The 15,350-nt window shown below is 58.3% G+C and carries 16 protein-coding genes; 12 read left to right on the forward strand and 4 right to left on the reverse strand.

Features of this window, described 5'->3' with window-relative positions; translation table 11 throughout:
- Window positions 1-1,315 (reverse strand): M10 family metallopeptidase C-terminal domain-containing protein (locus tag AEQ63_RS18035; RefSeq protein ID WP_177330604.1); only part of this gene is annotated, 1,315 nt, incomplete at its 3' end.
- Between the two features lie 199 nt (window positions 1,316-1,514).
- Here AEQ63_RS18035 and AEQ63_RS18040 point away from each other — a divergent pair.
- Together AEQ63_RS18040 and AEQ63_RS18045 are read left to right on the forward strand one after the other, a co-directional pair.
- On the forward strand, window positions 1,515-2,159 hold the full coding sequence (locus tag AEQ63_RS18040; protein ID WP_064364291.1) for an MBL fold metallo-hydrolase: 645 nt from the start codon (window positions 1,515-1,517) through the stop codon (window positions 2,157-2,159).
- A gap of 122 nt (window positions 2,160-2,281) precedes the next feature.
- On the forward strand, window positions 2,282-3,016 hold the full coding sequence (locus tag AEQ63_RS18045; RefSeq protein WP_064364292.1) for an OmpA family protein: 735 nt from the start codon (window positions 2,282-2,284) through the stop codon (window positions 3,014-3,016).
- Between the two features lie 229 nt (window positions 3,017-3,245).
- On the opposite strand, the gene AEQ63_RS18050 is transcribed toward AEQ63_RS18045, so the two are convergent.
- Entirely contained in the window at window positions 3,246-3,680 is a 435-nt protein-coding gene (locus AEQ63_RS18050) for a YhcB family protein (protein ID WP_042609742.1), read from the reverse strand.
- Window positions 3,681-3,824: 144 nt separating this feature from the next.
- Here AEQ63_RS18050 and AEQ63_RS18055 point away from each other — a divergent pair, with 144 nt between their 5' ends.
- The 3 genes from AEQ63_RS18055 to zapE all read left to right on the forward strand — a co-directional run bounded on the left by AEQ63_RS18055 (window position 3,825) and on the right by zapE (window position 7,019).
- On the forward strand, window positions 3,825-4,454 hold the full coding sequence (locus AEQ63_RS18055; protein WP_064364366.1) for an alpha/beta hydrolase: 630 nt from the start codon (window positions 3,825-3,827) through the stop codon (window positions 4,452-4,454).
- Between the two features lie 24 nt (window positions 4,455-4,478).
- Window positions 4,479-5,834, forward strand: coding sequence for a tryptophan--tRNA ligase (locus tag AEQ63_RS18060; protein ID WP_064364293.1), 1,356 nt, complete (start codon window positions 4,479-4,481; stop codon window positions 5,832-5,834).
- 90 nt (window positions 5,835-5,924) lie between these two features.
- The gene (gene zapE, locus AEQ63_RS18065) at window positions 5,925-7,019 is read left to right on the forward strand and encodes a cell division protein ZapE (protein WP_039761353.1); all 1,095 of its coding nucleotides are present in this window, start codon (window positions 5,925-5,927) and stop codon (window positions 7,017-7,019) included.
- A 186-nt stretch (window positions 7,020-7,205) separates the two neighbouring features.
- On the opposite strand, the gene AEQ63_RS18070 is transcribed toward zapE, so the two are convergent.
- Window positions 7,206-8,102, reverse strand: coding sequence for a GlxA family transcriptional regulator (locus AEQ63_RS18070; RefSeq protein WP_165839204.1), 897 nt, complete (start codon window positions 8,100-8,102; stop codon window positions 7,206-7,208).
- Window positions 8,103-8,351: 249 nt separating this feature from the next.
- Between AEQ63_RS18070 and AEQ63_RS18075 the strand changes: the two genes are divergently transcribed.
- A complete protein-coding gene (locus tag AEQ63_RS18075) occupies window positions 8,352-9,488 on the forward strand; it encodes an acyl-CoA dehydrogenase family protein (protein ID WP_064364294.1) in 1,137 nt (378 codons plus the stop codon).
- A gap of 101 nt (window positions 9,489-9,589) precedes the next feature.
- On the opposite strand, the gene AEQ63_RS18080 is transcribed toward AEQ63_RS18075, so the two are convergent.
- Window positions 9,590-10,630, reverse strand: a complete 1,041-nt coding sequence (locus tag AEQ63_RS18080; protein ID WP_064364295.1) for an NADP(H)-dependent aldo-keto reductase — start codon at window positions 10,628-10,630, stop codon at window positions 9,590-9,592.
- A 244-nt stretch (window positions 10,631-10,874) separates the two neighbouring features.
- Between AEQ63_RS18080 and rplM the strand changes: the two genes are divergently transcribed.
- The 6 genes from rplM to AEQ63_RS18110 all read left to right on the forward strand — a co-directional run bounded on the left by rplM (window position 10,875) and on the right by AEQ63_RS18110 (window position 15,334).
- The gene (gene rplM / locus AEQ63_RS18085) at window positions 10,875-11,303 is read left to right on the forward strand and encodes a 50S ribosomal protein L13 (RefSeq protein WP_003228062.1); all 429 of its coding nucleotides are present in this window, start codon (window positions 10,875-10,877) and stop codon (window positions 11,301-11,303) included.
- A 14-nt stretch (window positions 11,304-11,317) separates the two neighbouring features.
- A complete protein-coding gene (rpsI, locus tag AEQ63_RS18090; protein ID WP_003228056.1) occupies window positions 11,318-11,710 on the forward strand; it encodes a 30S ribosomal protein S9 in 393 nt (130 codons plus the stop codon).
- 273 nt (window positions 11,711-11,983) lie between these two features.
- Entirely contained in the window at window positions 11,984-12,577 is a 594-nt protein-coding gene (gene petA, locus AEQ63_RS18095) for a ubiquinol-cytochrome c reductase iron-sulfur subunit (protein WP_064364296.1), read from the forward strand.
- Window positions 12,577-13,788 carry a cytochrome b gene (locus AEQ63_RS18100; protein WP_042608381.1) on the forward strand — a complete coding sequence of 404 codons (1,212 nt, stop codon included), beginning with the start codon at window positions 12,577-12,579 and terminating at the stop codon, window positions 13,786-13,788. The genes petA and AEQ63_RS18100 overlap by 1 nt, the downstream gene beginning before the upstream one ends.
- Window positions 13,788-14,570 carry a cytochrome c1 gene (locus tag AEQ63_RS18105; RefSeq protein ID WP_042608380.1) on the forward strand — a complete coding sequence of 261 codons (783 nt, stop codon included), beginning with the start codon at window positions 13,788-13,790 and terminating at the stop codon, window positions 14,568-14,570. Before AEQ63_RS18100 ends, AEQ63_RS18105 begins: the two co-directional genes overlap by 1 nt.
- A gap of 146 nt (window positions 14,571-14,716) precedes the next feature.
- Window positions 14,717-15,334: a glutathione S-transferase N-terminal domain-containing protein gene (locus tag AEQ63_RS18110; RefSeq protein WP_007961620.1), complete on the forward strand. Its 618-nt coding sequence runs from the start codon at window positions 14,717-14,719 to the stop codon at window positions 15,332-15,334.
- Window positions 15,335-15,350 lie beyond the last annotated feature (16 nt).

Below are 15,350 nucleotides of genomic sequence, written 5' to 3' on the forward strand. Positions count from 1 at the left end.
CGATCTCGCTGGCCAGGGTGCTGGTCTCGCTGATCACGTCACCGACGTTGTCGAGGATGTAAGTATCGTTGCCAGCGCCGCCAGCCATGAAGTCGGCGCCCAGGCCACCGTCCAGTACGTTGTTGCCATCGTTGCCGGACAGGGTGTTGTTCAACGCGTTGCCGGTACCGCTGAGATTTGCGCTACCAACCAGATTCAATATCTCGACGTTATTGCCCAGGGTGTAGTCGACGTAGGAGTAGACCATGTCGATTTCCGAGAGCGAAGTACCGGTTTCGACGACCACGTCGCCGACGTTCTCGACGATATAAATATCGTTGCCGGCACCACCCTCCATTCTGTCGGCACCCGCCATGCCATTGAGTTGATTATCCAGTGCGTTGCCGATCAGCGTGTCATTGAAAACCGAACCGGTAGCGTTTTCTATCTTCGCGCCGTATGCAATCGCCAGACCTTGATTGAAGGCATTGCCGGCCTGGTCAGTAAAGGCCTGACCGATCGTGCTGTACTGTCCTTCGTTGAGGTTAAGGCTGACGGCTGCCAATTGGTTGCTCGCATCGATCGTATCGACACCGCCGGCATCCCAGATGGTTTCAAACACAGATTGTGTCGGTGCCCAGGAGTACACGTTGTTGCCAGTCATCCACTGGGTATTGGCGCCATACAGGCTCTGGATCGCCAGGATGTCGAGCACCATCGGAGTGGTCGGCAGGTACGAGTAATTGTTGTTATAGCTCATGACGGTGAAGGCGACGTCATCCAGCGCCGGAGCGAGCGTGATGGCATTGTTGGCTGATGGTGCGAACGAATGCTTCAGGCCAATGGCATGACCGATTTCATGAACGAATGTCATGAAGTCATAAGTGCCCTTGTCCGGAAACAGTTCACTGGTGTTTGGTCCGATCCAGACATCACCGCCATTAGGCTTTTCGGAAGGAGTGTAAGCCCAGGCTGCTGCGTCGTCGTCCAGCAACGAGTAACCGCCGAAGCGCAGGTCGCCCACGCTCGTCGAGGATTCACCGGTCAACTGAAAGGTGATATTCGCCACCGCGGCCCAACTATCCAGTGCGCCCATTACCGCCAGTTTCTGTGTGTTTGTCAGGGCGTAGGCGGCCTTTGGTTCATTGTCGGCGCTGTAGTTCGGGGCGAAGACTGAAACACCAGGGACGATGAAACTGTAGGTAAGACTGGTCACTGCCGCAGGGGAGTACCACTTGGTGCTTTCCCATTTATAGCCGGAAATAAGGCTGTCGACAGGAGCTACCCCTGTCAATGAAGCGGACCAGGTGTCGGTGTAACCAGTAGGGCGTGGCATGAAGAATTCCTGAGGTAGGCTGCGGCCCTTCCCGAAATGTGGCCGCTACAAGGTTTGATTTTGCACGAAAAAAAACAGCTTTGACATTATATGGCCACTATTTTCCGATTGATGGCGTCAAAAAACTGTTCGGACGATATGTATCGGCGTGTGACGTAGAATCTTGATGTCAGCTTCATGCCTTCAACTCAGGATCCCTATGACCGTTCCGAATCCAGCACTCATCCGCGAAACCTTCCCCGTCGGACCGCTTCAGTGCAACTGCACCATCATCGGCGACCCGATCACGAAAAAAGCCATCGTCGTCGACCCGGGCGGCAACCCTGACCTGATCATGGCCCGCCTCGACGTCCATGGCTTGAAGGTCGTCAGCATCATCCACACCCACGCGCATCTTGACCATTTCCTGGCTTCCGGGCAGATGAAGGAAAAGACTGGTGCGACCCTGCATCTGCATAAGGAAGATCAATTCCTCTGGGACAACCTCGAAATGCAATGCCAGATGTTCGGCGTGCCTTACGCTCCGGTACCGTCGCCGGATCGTTGGTTGAACGATGACGAAGAACTCGCCTGCGGTTGCGGCGTGGCTTTGCACACGCCGGGTCATACTCCCGGGTCCATGAGCTTCTGGTTTTCCGAGGCCAAGCTGTTGATTGCCGGAGACACGCTGTTTCGTCGCGGAGTAGGGCGCACGGACTTATGGGGCGGCGATCAGGCGACCATCGTGCGTTCGATCAAGCAGCGGCTATATACGCTGGACGAGGACGCAACCGTTGTTACCGGGCACGGTCCGGACACGCGTCTGGGTGACGAGATGCGAGAGAACCCGTTTGTGCGTGCCTGAATTTTTTGTCACGGGCGGCGGGCGGAATTTTTAGGCATTGTCGTGATCCAACGCCCGCGCAGGTCCATTAGTTGATCGGTGGCCGCTGCACCAAAGAATGCAAAAAAGACCAGGAGCTCTCCATGTTCACCACGCGTCGTTTGATTATTGTCGCTACTGCCGTGGCCGTGCTGTCCGGCTGCGCCTCGCCCAATCCGTATGACAATCAGGGTCAGGCCGACGGTGGCTCGCAGGGCATGAGCAAAACCGCCAAATACGGTGGCCTCGGTGCGCTGGCCGGTGCACTCGCCGGCGCTGCCATCGGCCACGACAACCGTGGCAAGGGCGCCTTGATCGGCGCCGCTGTTGTCGGTGCATCCGCTGCCGGCTACGGTTACTACGCCGACCAGCAGGAAAAGAAACTGCGCGCGAGCATGGCCAACACTGGTGTTGAGGTGCAGCGTCAGGGTGATCAGATCAAGCTGATCATGCCGGGCAATATCACCTTCGCCACCGACTCGGCGAACATCGCCCCAACCTTCTATCAGCCGCTGAACAACCTGGCCAACTCGCTGAAAGAGTTCAACCAGAACCAGATCGAAATCGTCGGCTACACCGACAGCACCGGCAGCCGCCAGCACAACATGGACCTGTCCCAGCGTCGTGCGCAGAGCGTGGCGACCTACCTGACCTCGCAAGGCGTCAGCGGTGCCAACCTGTCGGCCCGTGGCGCCGGCCCGGATAATCCGATCGCCAGCAACGGTGACGTCAATGGCCGTGCGCAGAACCGCCGGGTTGAAGTCAACCTGAAGGCGATTCCGGGCCAGCAGTATGGTGATCAGCAACAGCAACCGGGTACGGTTCAGCAGTACCCGTAAGCGACTGCCTGAAAGAACCAATGCCCGGTCCTGTGATCGGGCATTTTTTTTGTGTCATTGCCGCCGGCGTCATCGCGAGCAGGCTCACTCCTACAGTGGGACGCATTCCAAAATGTAGGAGTGAGCCTGCTCGCGATGGCGATAAAATGGGCACCAGAAACCTGCCGGACACAAAAAAGCCCCCGGACACATCAATGTCCGGGGGCTTTTTGTTACCCGCGAAGGCTGATTACTTCTTCAAACCATAGTGCTCATCGAGCATGCCCGGCGAGTTCGGATTCTTCGGTGCATAGTCACGCGGTGGTTCCTGATCGCGCGGTGGCGTCAGGCGTTCGCGGGGGGCCTGCGCTGCGTCGGCGTGCAGGGCAGCGATCAGGCGCTGGCGGGTCTGCTCGTCCAGGGCCAGACGGTTGGCGCCCTCGGCGAGATGATCCTGCACTTCCTGATAACTTTGGGTCAGCTTCTTGACCAGCATCGCGGTGCTGTTGAAGTGGGTGACCACCTCGTTTTGATAACTGTCGAAACGCTCCTGGATATCATCCAGTTGACGCTGCGTGCGGCTCGGCGCGGCGTTCGGCGCAACGCGCGCGATCAGGAATCCAATGGCGACACCCACAACCAGGGCAAGAGTCGGTAACAACCAAACTAAGAGCGAGTGTTCCACGAGTCCTTCCTCTATAAACGGCTTTGCTTTACGTTAACGGCTCGAACCTGCGCTGTATACCGCGATTCACTCGCAATAGATTGGCACAGACAATTTGCTAGACGAGTCGACCCGATTCGAGGTCACGGAGTTCCTCCCTTGCTGATGCGTGAAACCCCTGTAGTGATTGACGGCCCGGTGGGTCAACTGGAATCCCTGTACCTAGATAACGAGCAGCCGCGCGGCATTGCGCTGATCTGCCATCCGAACCCGGTACAGGGCGGCACCATGCTCAACAAGGTCGTCTCGACCCTGCAGCGCACCGCGCGCGACGCAGGCCTGATCACCTTGCGTTTCAATTATCGCGGCGTCGGCGCCAGCCAGGGCACGCACGACATGGGCACCGGTGAAGTCGACGACGCCCAGGCCGCCGCCGCATGGCTGCGCGAAAAACACCCGGACTTGCCCCTGACCCTGTTCGGTTTCTCCTTCGGCGGATTTGTTGCAGCAAGTCTCGGCGGCCGTCTCGAAGCCCAAGGCGTGCAGCTTGCACACCTGTTCATGGTCGCCCCGGCGGTGATGCGCCTGGGCGAGCAGGATCAACTGCCGCAGCACGGCGCGTTGACCGTGATCCAGCCGGAAACCGATGAAGTCATCGATCCGCAACTGGTCTACGACTGGTCCGACAAACTCCAGCGCCCCCATGAGCTGCTGAAAGTGGCAGAATGCGGACACTTTTTTCACGGCAAGCTGACCGATCTCAAGGATCTGCTGCTGCCGCGTCTCTCGAATTGATTGCAGTCTGACAAGCGATTACCCATGACCAACCGTACCCGCATTCTCACCGGCATCACCACCACCGGCACGCCGCATCTGGGCAACTACGCCGGCGCCATCCGCCCGGCAATCCTTGCCAGCCGCGACAGCCAGGCCGATTCGTTCTACTTCCTCGCCGACTACCACGCCCTGATCAAATGCGATGACCCGCTGCGCATCCAGCGCTCGCGTCTGGAAATCGCTGCAACCTGGCTGGCCGGTGGCCTCGATGTCGATCGCGTGACCTTCTACCGCCAGTCCGACATCCCGGAAATCCCCGAGCTGACCTGGCTGCTGACCTGCGTTGCCGCCAAGGGCCTGCTCAATCGCGCGCACGCTTACAAGGCGTCGGTGGACAAGAACGTCGAGACCGGTGAAGACCCGGATGCCGGTATCACCATGGGCCTCTACAGCTACCCGGTACTGATGGCCGCGGACATTCTGATGTTCAACGCGCACAAGGTGCCGGTAGGTCGTGACCAGATTCAGCACGTCGAGATGGCGCGCGATATCGGCCAGCGTTTCAACCATCTGTTCGGTCAGGGCAGAGAATTCTTCACCATGCCCGAAGCGCTGATCGAAGAAAGCGTGGCGACCTTGCCGGGCCTCGACGGTCGCAAGATGTCGAAGAGCTACGACAACACCATCCCGTTGTTCTCCAGCGCCAAAGAGATGAAGGACGCGATCTCGCGGATCGTCACCGACTCCAAGGCCCCGGGCGAAGCGAAAGATCCCGACAACTCGCACTTGTTCACCCTGTTCCAGGCCTTCGCCACACCGGCGCAGGCTGACGAATTCCGTCGCGAACTGCTCGGTGGTCTGGGCTGGGGCGAGGCGAAGAATCGTCTGTTCCAGTTGCTCGACAATGAGCTGGGCGAGGCGCGCGAGAAGTATCACCAGTTGATCGAGCGTCCGGCGGACCTGGAAGACATTCTGCAGATCGGTGCGAAGAAGGCCCGCGCTGTTGCCACGCCGTTCCTCAATGAGTTGCGCGAAGCCGTTGGCCTGCGTTCTTTCGTCAATCAGGTTCAGGTCGCCGCGACCACCAAGAAGAAAGCCGCGAAGGCTGCGCGTTTCGTCAGCTTCCGCGAAGAGGATGGCAGCTTCCGTTTCCGTCTGCTGGCGGCTGATGGCGAGCAACTGCTGCTGTCGCGCAACTTCGCCGATGGCAAAACCGCCGGACAGGCGACCAAACAGTTGCAGTCCGGCGAACCGCTGGACGTACGCACTGAAAACCTGAGCTTCAGCGTCTGGCTGGCCGGTGAGCGCGTGGGTGACAGCCCAGCCTTCGCCGATGCTGCAGCGCGAGATGCCGCCATCGAGGCGTTGCGCGTAGCGCTGACCCCAGCGCAGGACTGATCGGCGGCACGACCCGACCAAGGGCCGATTGCCATTCCCACAGGCCGTCGCTACAGTGACGGCCCGTTTTTGTTGCCTTGCTAACGAATTATGACGCCCCTAGAACGATATCAAGCTGATCTGAAACGCCCGGACTTCTTCCATGACGCCGCGCAGGAAACTGCTGTGCGTCACTTGCAGCGTCTGTACGACGACTTGATCGCCGCCGACCAGAACAAGCCGGGATTTCTCGGCAAGCTGTTTGGCAAAAAGGATCAGGCACCGGTCAAGGGCCTGTATTTCTGGGGCGGCGTCGGTCGCGGCAAGACTTACCTGGTCGACACCTTCTTCGAAGCGCTGCCGTTCAAGGAAAAGACCCGCACCCACTTCCACCGCTTCATGAAGCGTGTACACGAAGAAATGAAAACCCTCGGCGGCGAGAAAAACCCGCTGACCATCATTGCCAAGCGCTTCGCGGCCGAGTCGCGGGTGATCTGCTTCGATGAATTCTTCGTCTCCGACATCACTGACGCGATGATCCTCGGCACGCTGATGGAAGAGCTGTTCAAGAACGGCGTGACCCTGGTTGCGACCTCGAACATCGTGCCTGACGGTCTGTACAAGGACGGCCTGCAACGCGCGCGCTTCCTCCCGGCCATCGCGCTGATCAAGCAGAACACCGAGATCGTCAACGTCGACAGCGGCGTCGACTACCGTTTGCGTCACCTCGAGCAAGCCGAGCTGTTCCACTATCCGCTCGACGAAGCGGCGCACGAAAGCCTGCGCAAGAGCTTCAAGGCACTGACGCCGGAGTGCACGGCGGCGGTGGAGAACGATGTACTGATCATCGAGAACCGCGAAATCCGCGCCCTGCGTACCTGTGATGACGTGGCCTGGTTCGACTTCCGCGAACTGTGCGACGGCCCGCGCAGCCAGAACGACTACATCGAACTGGGCAAGATCTTCCACGCGGTGCTGCTCAGCGGCGTCGAGCAGATGAGCGTCACCACCGACGACATCGCGCGGCGCTTCATCAACATGGTCGACGAGTTCTACGATCGCAACGTCAAACTGATCATTTCTGCCGAAGTCGAGCTGAAGGATCTGTACACCGGCGGACGCCTGACCTTCGAGTTCCAGCGCACGCTGAGCCGCTTGCTGGAGATGCAATCCCACGAGTTTCTGTCGCGGGCGCACAAGCCTTAAGCGGAGTTTCGGCAAAGAAAAAGGGCCTGCGATTGCAGGCCCTTTTTTTATATCCAGAATTCACCGCAACACCCTGTAGGAGTGAGCCTGCTCGCGATAGCGTTGGGTCAGTAACATCAATGCTGCACGGACGGACGCAATCGCGAGCAGGCTCACTCCTACATGGGGTTGTGCGTGGGCAGAGGGTTAGGCAGCCTGCTGAAACTGCTGCCGATACTGGTTAGGCGACAGTTCTGTGTGCTGGCGGAACAGTCGCGCAAAGAAGCTCGCATCGTCGTAACCGACCTCATAACTGATGGTCTTGATGCTTTTGCGTGTGCCCGAAAGCAAGCCCTTGGCGGTCTCGATGCGCAGGCGCTGCAAGTAGTGCAGCGGCTTGTCGCCGGTGGCGGTCTGGAAGCGGCGCATGAAATTGCGGATGCTCATACCGTGCTCGCGGGCGACGTCTTCGAAGCGGAACTTGTCGGCGAAATGTTCTTCGAGCCAATGCTGGATCTGCAGAATGATCACGTCCTGGTGCAGTTTCTGCCCGCCGAAACCGATGCGTCCCGGCGAATAGCTGCGCTGCACTTCGTAAAGAATGTCGCGAGCCACGGCCTGCGCCACGTTCGAGCCGCAGAAGCGTTCGATCAGGTAGATATACAAGTCGCAGGCCGAGGTGGTGCCGCCGGCGCAGTAGAGATTGTCGGCATCGGTCAGGTGCTTGTCCTGATTCAGATAGACCTTGGGGAAGCGCTCGGCGAATGCATTGAAGAAGCGCCAGTAGGTGGTCGCTTCCTTGCCGTTGAGCAGGCCGGCTTCGGCCAGCCAGAACACTCCCGTGGCTTCACCGCATAACACCGCGCCGCGCGCATGCTGTTCACGCAGCCAAGGGAGGATCTGCGGATAACGGCTGCACAGCGTGTCGAAATCGTCCCAGAACGCCGGGAGGATGATCACATCGGCGTTTTCCAGGCCGCCGTCGACCGGCATGACTACATCGCTGAAGCTTTTTACCGGTTTGCCATCAGGGCTGACCAGGCGCGTTTCGAACGCCGGCGTCAGGCCATGGCCCAGTTGTTTGCCATAACGCAGGCTGGCCACATGGAAAAAATCCTTGGCCTGCATGAGGGTGTAAGCGAAAACCCGGTCGACGGCCAGGATGCTGACGCGCCGCAAGGGCGGGGAGACGTGCTTGGACATAATTCAACTTTTGTTTTGTTTTTATAAGGGAAAGTGGTCACCAGACGGCTGGATCGTCTTATTTTTTGTCGGATGTGTCCAGTGTCGCGTAGCGGGACTCGGGCTTAGTCTCTGAATGCCGTATCCCTCCAACAAAAACAAAGGTGCCGCATGATCCCCAGAACCCTGTTCAGCTCCGAGCATGAATTGTTCCGCGACAGCGTACGAACTTTCCTCGAAAAAGAGGCCGTGCCGTATCACGCTCAGTGGGAGAAGCAGGGGCACATCGATCGCGCACTCTGGAACAAGGCGGGGGAGGCGGGGATGCTCTGTTCGCATCTGCCAGAGGAATATGGCGGATTGGGCGCGGATTTTTTGTACAGCACCGTGGTGATTGAAGAGGTCGGTCGCCTGGGCCTGACCGGCATCGGCTTTTCCCTGCACTCGGACATCGTCGCGCCGTACATCCTGCATTACGGCAGCGAAGCACTGAAGCACAAGTACCTGCCGAAGCTGGTCTCGGGCGAAATGGTCACGGCGATTGCCATGACCGAGCCTGGCGCCGGTTCCGACCTGCAAGGGGTCAAGACCACAGCGGTACTGGAAGGTGACGAATATGTGATCAACGGCTCGAAAACCTTCATCACCAATGGCTTTCTGGCTGACCTGGTGATTGTGGTGGCCAAGACCGATCCGAAGGCCGGCGCCAAGGGCACCAGCCTGTTTCTGGTGGAGGCAAATACGCCGGGCTTCGAGAAGGGCAAGCGCCTGGAGAAGGTCGGCATGAAAGCGCAGGACACTTCGGAATTGTTCTTCCAGGACGTTCGTGTGCCGAAGGAAAACCTTCTCGGGCAGGCGGGTGCCGGGTTTGCCTATCTGATGCAGGAATTACCGCAGGAGCGCCTGACGGTGGCCATCGGCGGGCTGGCCTCGGCCGAGGCAGCGCTGCAATGGACGCTGGATTACACCCGCGATCGCAAGGCGTTCGGCAAGGCGATTGCCGACTTCCAGAACACCCGCTTCAAACTGGCCGAGATGGCTACCGAGATTCAGATTGGCCGAGTCTTCGTTGACCGCTGCCTGGAACTGCACCTGCAAGGCAAACTCGACGTGCCGACGGCGGCGATGGCTAAATATTGGGGCACCGACCTGCAGTGCAAAGTGCTCGACGAATGCGTGCAACTGCATGGCGGCTACGGCTTCATGTGGGAATACCCGGTAGCCCGGGCGTGGGCGGATGCGCGGGTGCAACGGATCTATGCCGGCACCAATGAAATCATGAAGGAGATCATTGCGCGGTCGCTCTGATCTTCGCTGTATTGGCGGGCCTGTTGGCGAGCAGGCTCGCTCCCACAGGGGATCACCGTACCTGTGAGAGCGAGCCTGCTCGCGAAGCTTCTAGCGGTCATTCAAGGTGCAGGGTTCGGATGATCCTTGTGAATCGCTTCGATCCCGGCCAACACCTCATCAGACAGTTTCAGATCAAAACTGGCAATGTTGCTGTCCAGCTGTTCCAGCGTCGTCGCGCCAATGATGTTGCTGGTCACGAACGGTTGCTGGGTCACGAACGCCAGGGCCATTTGCGCCGGATCCAGACCGTGCTCACGGGCCAGTGCCACGTAACGGCTGCACGCCGCTTCCGATTGCGGGTTGAAATAGCGGCTGAAGCGGCTGTACAGGCTCAGGCGGCCTCTCGGTGGGCGGGCGCCGCCTTCGTACTTGCCGGAGAGGAAGCCGAACGCCAATGGCGAATAGGCGAGCAGGCCGCACTGTTCGCGGATGGCGATCTCCGCCAGGCCCACTTCGAAGCTGCGGTTGAGCAGGTTGTAGGGGTTCTGGATCGACACCGCTCGCGGCCAGCCACGGGCTTCGGCCAACGCGAGAAAACGCATGGTGCCCCACGGCGTTTCGTTGGACAGACCGATGTGGCGGATCTTGCCGGCCTTGACCTGCTCGTCGAGAGCCTCGAGGGTGTCTTCGAGCGGGGTCAGGTTGGCTTCGATCTTGTGCTTGTAGCCCAGCTGTCCGAAAAAGTTGGTGCTGCGTTCCGGCCAGTGCAGTTGGTACAGGTCGATGTAATCGGTCTGCATGCGCTTGAGGCTGCCGTCCAGTGCTTCGGTGATGTGTTGACGGTTGTGCCGCAGGTTCTTGTCGCGGATGTAGTCGATGGTGTTGCCGGGGCCGGCGATCTTGCTGGCGAGGATCCAGTCGGCACGGTCACCGCGATTCTTGAAGTAATTGCCGATGTAGCGCTCGGTGGTGGCGTAGGTTTCGGCTTTTGGCGGCACCGGATACATTTCGGCGGTGTCGAGGAAATTGATCCCGGCTTCCTTGGCCCTTTCGATCTGGGCGAAGGCTTCAGCCTCAGTGTTTTGCTCGCCCCAGGTCATGGTGCCGAGGCAGATTGCACTCACGTTCAGGTCGGTACGGCCTAGCTGGCGATAGTCCATCGGGTGCTCCTTGGGCAAAACAGTCATAAAAGCAGGTTGAAAAATTTTTCGCAATCTGCATAATTGCCGACCTCTTTCTGCAGTGGAAGTGATGCGCCGCCGCCGAAGAATCTTGCCGTTGAACGGACGCGCCGACCCGAGCCCCCGAAAGCGTCTGTATCCGGCTGCCTTTGACTTGTCAAAGTACGCACTATTCAGTAAGATCCGCCGTCTTATTTACAGGCGGCCCCTGAGGCTATAAAGAATGAAAACTTTTACTGCTAAACCGGAAACAGTAAAGCGCGACTGGTTTGTCGTCGACGCTGCTGGTCAGACCCTGGGTCGTCTGGCCACCGAAATCGCGAGCCGTCTGCGTGGCAAGCACAAGCCTGAGTACACTCCTCACGTTGACACCGGCGACTACATCGTCGTCATCAACGCCGAGCAGATCCGTGTTACCGGCGCTAAAACCACTGACAAAATGTACTACTCCCACTCCGGTTTCCCGGGCGGCATCAAGTCGATCAACTTTGAAAAGCTGATCGCCAAAGCCCCTGAGCGCGTGATCGAGACCGCGGTTAAAGGCATGCTGCCTAAAAACCCACTGGGTCGCGACATGTACCGTAAGCTGAAAGTCTATGCGGGCGCTGCACACCCTCATACTGCTCAGCAGCCCCAAGAACTGAAGATTTAACGGAATAGTTCATTATGTCGGCGACTCAAAATTACGGCACTGGCCGTCGCAAGACCGCAACCGCACGCGTTTTCCTGCGTCCGGGTACTGGTAACATCTCCATCAACAACCGTTCGCTGGACAACTTCTTCGGCCGCGAAACTGCCCGCATGGTAGTTCGTCAGCCGCTGGAGCTGACCGAGACTGTCGAGAAGTTCGACATCTACGTCACCGTGATCGGCGGTGGTGTAAGTGGTCAGGCTGGCGCAATCCGCCACGGCATCACTCGCGCTCTGATGGACTACGACGAAACCCTGCGTAGCGCTCTGCGCAAAGCTGGCTTCGTTACCCGCGACGCCCGTGAAGTTGAACGTAAGAAAGTCGGTCTGCGTAAAGCGCGTAAGCGTCCGCAGTACTCGAAGCGTTAATTCCGCTTCCACGTTCAAAAAAGAACGCCCGCCTCCTCACGGAAGCGGGCGTTTTTTTATGCCTGCGATTTATCAAAGAATTGCGTTGTGACAACTTGCCACATCCGTAGACCCCCTATACTCCAAGGCTTGAGGGGCTGAGCTCCCGGGAATTAACCTTGTCAGAATTAGGGGTTTTCATTACCATTCGGGCAAAATTTTTATAAGTAACATTTGATTTATTTAGTAGACGCCTGATTTAACAGGCCAAAAAAGCTGATGGGAGAGGACTGAATGAGCAATGACGGCGTGAATGCAGGCCGGCGTCGCTTCTTGGTGGCAGCCACATCCGTGGTGGGTGCTGCAGGAGCGGTGGGGGCTGCGGTCCCGTTCGTGGGGTCATGGTTTCCCAGTGCCAAGGCGAAAGCCGCCGGTGCACCGGTGAAAGTGAATGTCAGCAAAATCGAGCCAGGCCAGCAGATGATTGCTGAATGGCGCGGCCAGCCGGTGTTCATTGTCCGCCGTACGGAGGAAATCCTGGGGAATCTCAAAAAGATCGAGAGTCAGCTCTCCGATCCGACCTCCAAAAACTCCACGCAACCCACTTATGTCGACCCGGAAGTACGCTCGATCAAGCCGGAAATTCTGCTGCTGATCGGGATCTGTACGCACCTGGGTTGCTCACCGACCTTCCGTCCCGAAGTGGCACCTGCGGATCTGGGCAAAGACTGGGTAGGCGGCTATTTCTGCCCGTGCCACGGTTCCCATTACGATCTGGCTGGCCGCGTCTACAAGTCGCAACCTGCGCCTTTGAACCTGCCAGTTCCCCCGCATTCCTATGAGACCGATGACCTGATTGTCATTGGCGTCGATACGGAGAAAGCGTGATGAGCAAGTTCATGGATTGGGTTGATGCGCGCTTTCCAGCGACGAAAATGTGGGAAGACCATCTCAGCAAATATTACGCACCGAAAAACTTCAACTTCTTCTATTTCTTCGGCTCGCTGGCGCTGCTGGTGCTGGTCAACCAGATCGTCACCGGTGTCTGGCTGACGATGAGCTACACGCCGTCGGCAGAAGAAGCCTTTGCTTCTGTTGAATACATCATGCGCGACGTCGAGTACGGCTCGATCCTGCGTCTGCTGCACTCGACCGGCGCCTCGGCATTTTTCATCGTCGTCTATCTGCACATGTTCCGCGGCCTGCTCTACGGTTCGTACCAGAAACCGCGCGAGCTGGTCTGGGTGTTCGGCATGCTGATCTATCTGGCGCTGATGGCTGAAGCGTTCATGGGTTACCTGCTGCCGTGGGGCCAAATGTCGTATTGGGGCGCCCAGGTGATCATCTCGCTGTTCGGTGCGATTCCGCTGATCGGCGATGACCTGACCCAGTGGATTCGGGGTGACTACCTGATCTCCGGAATCACCCTGAACCGCTTCTTCGCCTTGCACGTTGTTGCATTGCCAATCGTGATTCTCGGTCTGGTGGTGCTGCACATTCTGGCGCTGCACGAAGTGGGTTCGAACAACCCTGACGGCGTCGATATCAAGAAGCACAAGGACGAGAACGGCATCCCGCTGGACGGCATTGCGTTCCACCCGTACTACACGGTGAAGGACATTGTCGGCGTCGTGGTGTTCCTGTTCATCTTCTGCTTCATTGTGTTCTTCTTCCCGGAAATGGGCGGTTACTTCCTCGAAAAGCCGAACTTCGAGCCGGCCAACCCGTTCAAGACTCCAGAGCACATTGCTCCGGTCTGGTACTTCACGCCGTTCTACGCAATCCTGCGTGCGGTGCCGGACAAGCTCTTGGGCGTTATCGCCATGGGCGCTGCAATTGCGGTGCTGTTCGTACTGCCGTGGCTGGATCGCAGTCCGGTGAAATCGATGCGCTACAAAGGCTGGCTTAGCAAAATCTGGCTGGTGGTGTTCTGCATTTCCTTTGTGATTCTCGGCATTCTGGGCGTTCTTGCGCCGACACCGGGGCGCACGCTGCTGTCGCAGGTCTGCACCTTCCTGTATTTCGCCTACTTCATTCTGATGCCGTTCTACACCCGGCTCGAGAAGACCAAACCGGTTCCGGAAAGGGTGACTGGCTGATGAAAAAGTTATTTCTTGCTCTGATTTTTGCTGCGCTGCCTTCCCTGGTTTTTGCTGCCGAGGGCCATGGTCCGGAACTGGAACATGTCGATATCGACGTCTCCGACAAAGCCGCCCTGCAGGATGGTGCGCGGACTTTTGCCAACTATTGCATGGGTTGTCACAGTGCCAAGTTCCAGCGTTACGAGCGCGTTGCCGATGACCTCGGCATCCCGCACGAATTGATGCTGGAGAAGCTGGTGTTCACTGGCGCCAAGATCGGCGACCACATGAACATCGGTATGCAACCGGCCGACGCCAAAACCTGGTTCGGCGCAGCGCCGCCGGACCTGACGCTGGTGGCGCGGGTGCGCGGTACCGACTGGCTCTACGGTTACCTGAAGTCGTTCTATGAAGATCCGGCGCGTCCATGGGGCGTGAACAACAAGGTCTTCCCGAACGTTGGTATGCCTAACGTGCTGGTTGGCCTGCAGGGTCGTCAGGTAGTCGGCTGCAAACAGGTGCAGATCGTCGAGGACGGCAAGAAACAATACGATCCGCTGACCGGCACGCCGCTGACCCATGAAGCGTGCGATCAACTGACCATCGTGCCGAAGTCAGGTGCCCTGAACGAAGAGCAGTTCGATGAGAAGGTCAAGAATCTGGTAACCTTCCTGGCTTACTCGGCTAACCCGGTTAAGCTGCAACATCAGCGCATCGGTACTTATGTCTTGCTGTACCTGGCGTTCTTCTTTGTGTTCGCCTATCTGCTCAAGCGTGAATACTGGAAAGACGTGCACTGATACGCTTCAAGCATTGCTGTTAATCGCGCGCGCCCAAGGGCGCCTCCGCTAAAGCAGGGTCTGCTCCGTCAGACCCTGCGGGAGGTGCCCTCTGGGCGCGCGCGTTTTTCCGGTTCCGACAAATTCAACAAGCGAGGAGGATCGCCATGGGCGTGACCAATCGGTTGGCCTGTTACTCCGACCCCGCCGACCACTATTCCCACCGAGTGCGCATCGTGCTTGCAGAGAAGGGTGTCAGCGCCGAAATCATTTACGTGGAAGCGGGCCGCCAGCCGCCTAAACTGATTGAGGTGAACCCTTACGGCAGTCTGCCGACGCTGGTCGATCGTGACCTGGCGTTGTGGGAGTCGACCGTGGTGATGGAGTATCTGGATGAGCGTTACCCGCACCCGCCGCTTATGCCGGTTTATCCGGTGGCGCGGGCCAACAGCCGTCTGCTGATTCACAGGATTCAGCGTGACTGGTGCGGGCTGGTGGATCTGATTCTGGATCCCAAGAGCAAAGAGGCCGCACGAGTCGTGGCGCGTAAGGAGCTGCGCGAAAGCCTGACCGGCGTTTCGCCGCTGTTTGCCGACAAACCGTTCTTCCTCAGTGAGGAACAAAGTCTGGTGGATTGCTGCCTATTACCCATACTCTGGCGTTTGCCGATTCTGGGTATTGAACTGCCGCGGCCGGCCAAGCCGCTGCTTGATTATATGGAGCGTCAGTTTGCGCGTGAGGCTTTCCAGGCGAGTCTGTCTGGTGTCGAACGCGATATGCGCTAAGGCTTAAGGAGCCGCT

Origin of the sequence: Pseudomonas sp. RIT-PI-o (genome assembly GCF_001297215.1) — a bacterium.
Lineage (GTDB): Bacteria > Pseudomonadota > Gammaproteobacteria > Pseudomonadales > Pseudomonadaceae > Aquipseudomonas > Aquipseudomonas moraviensis_A.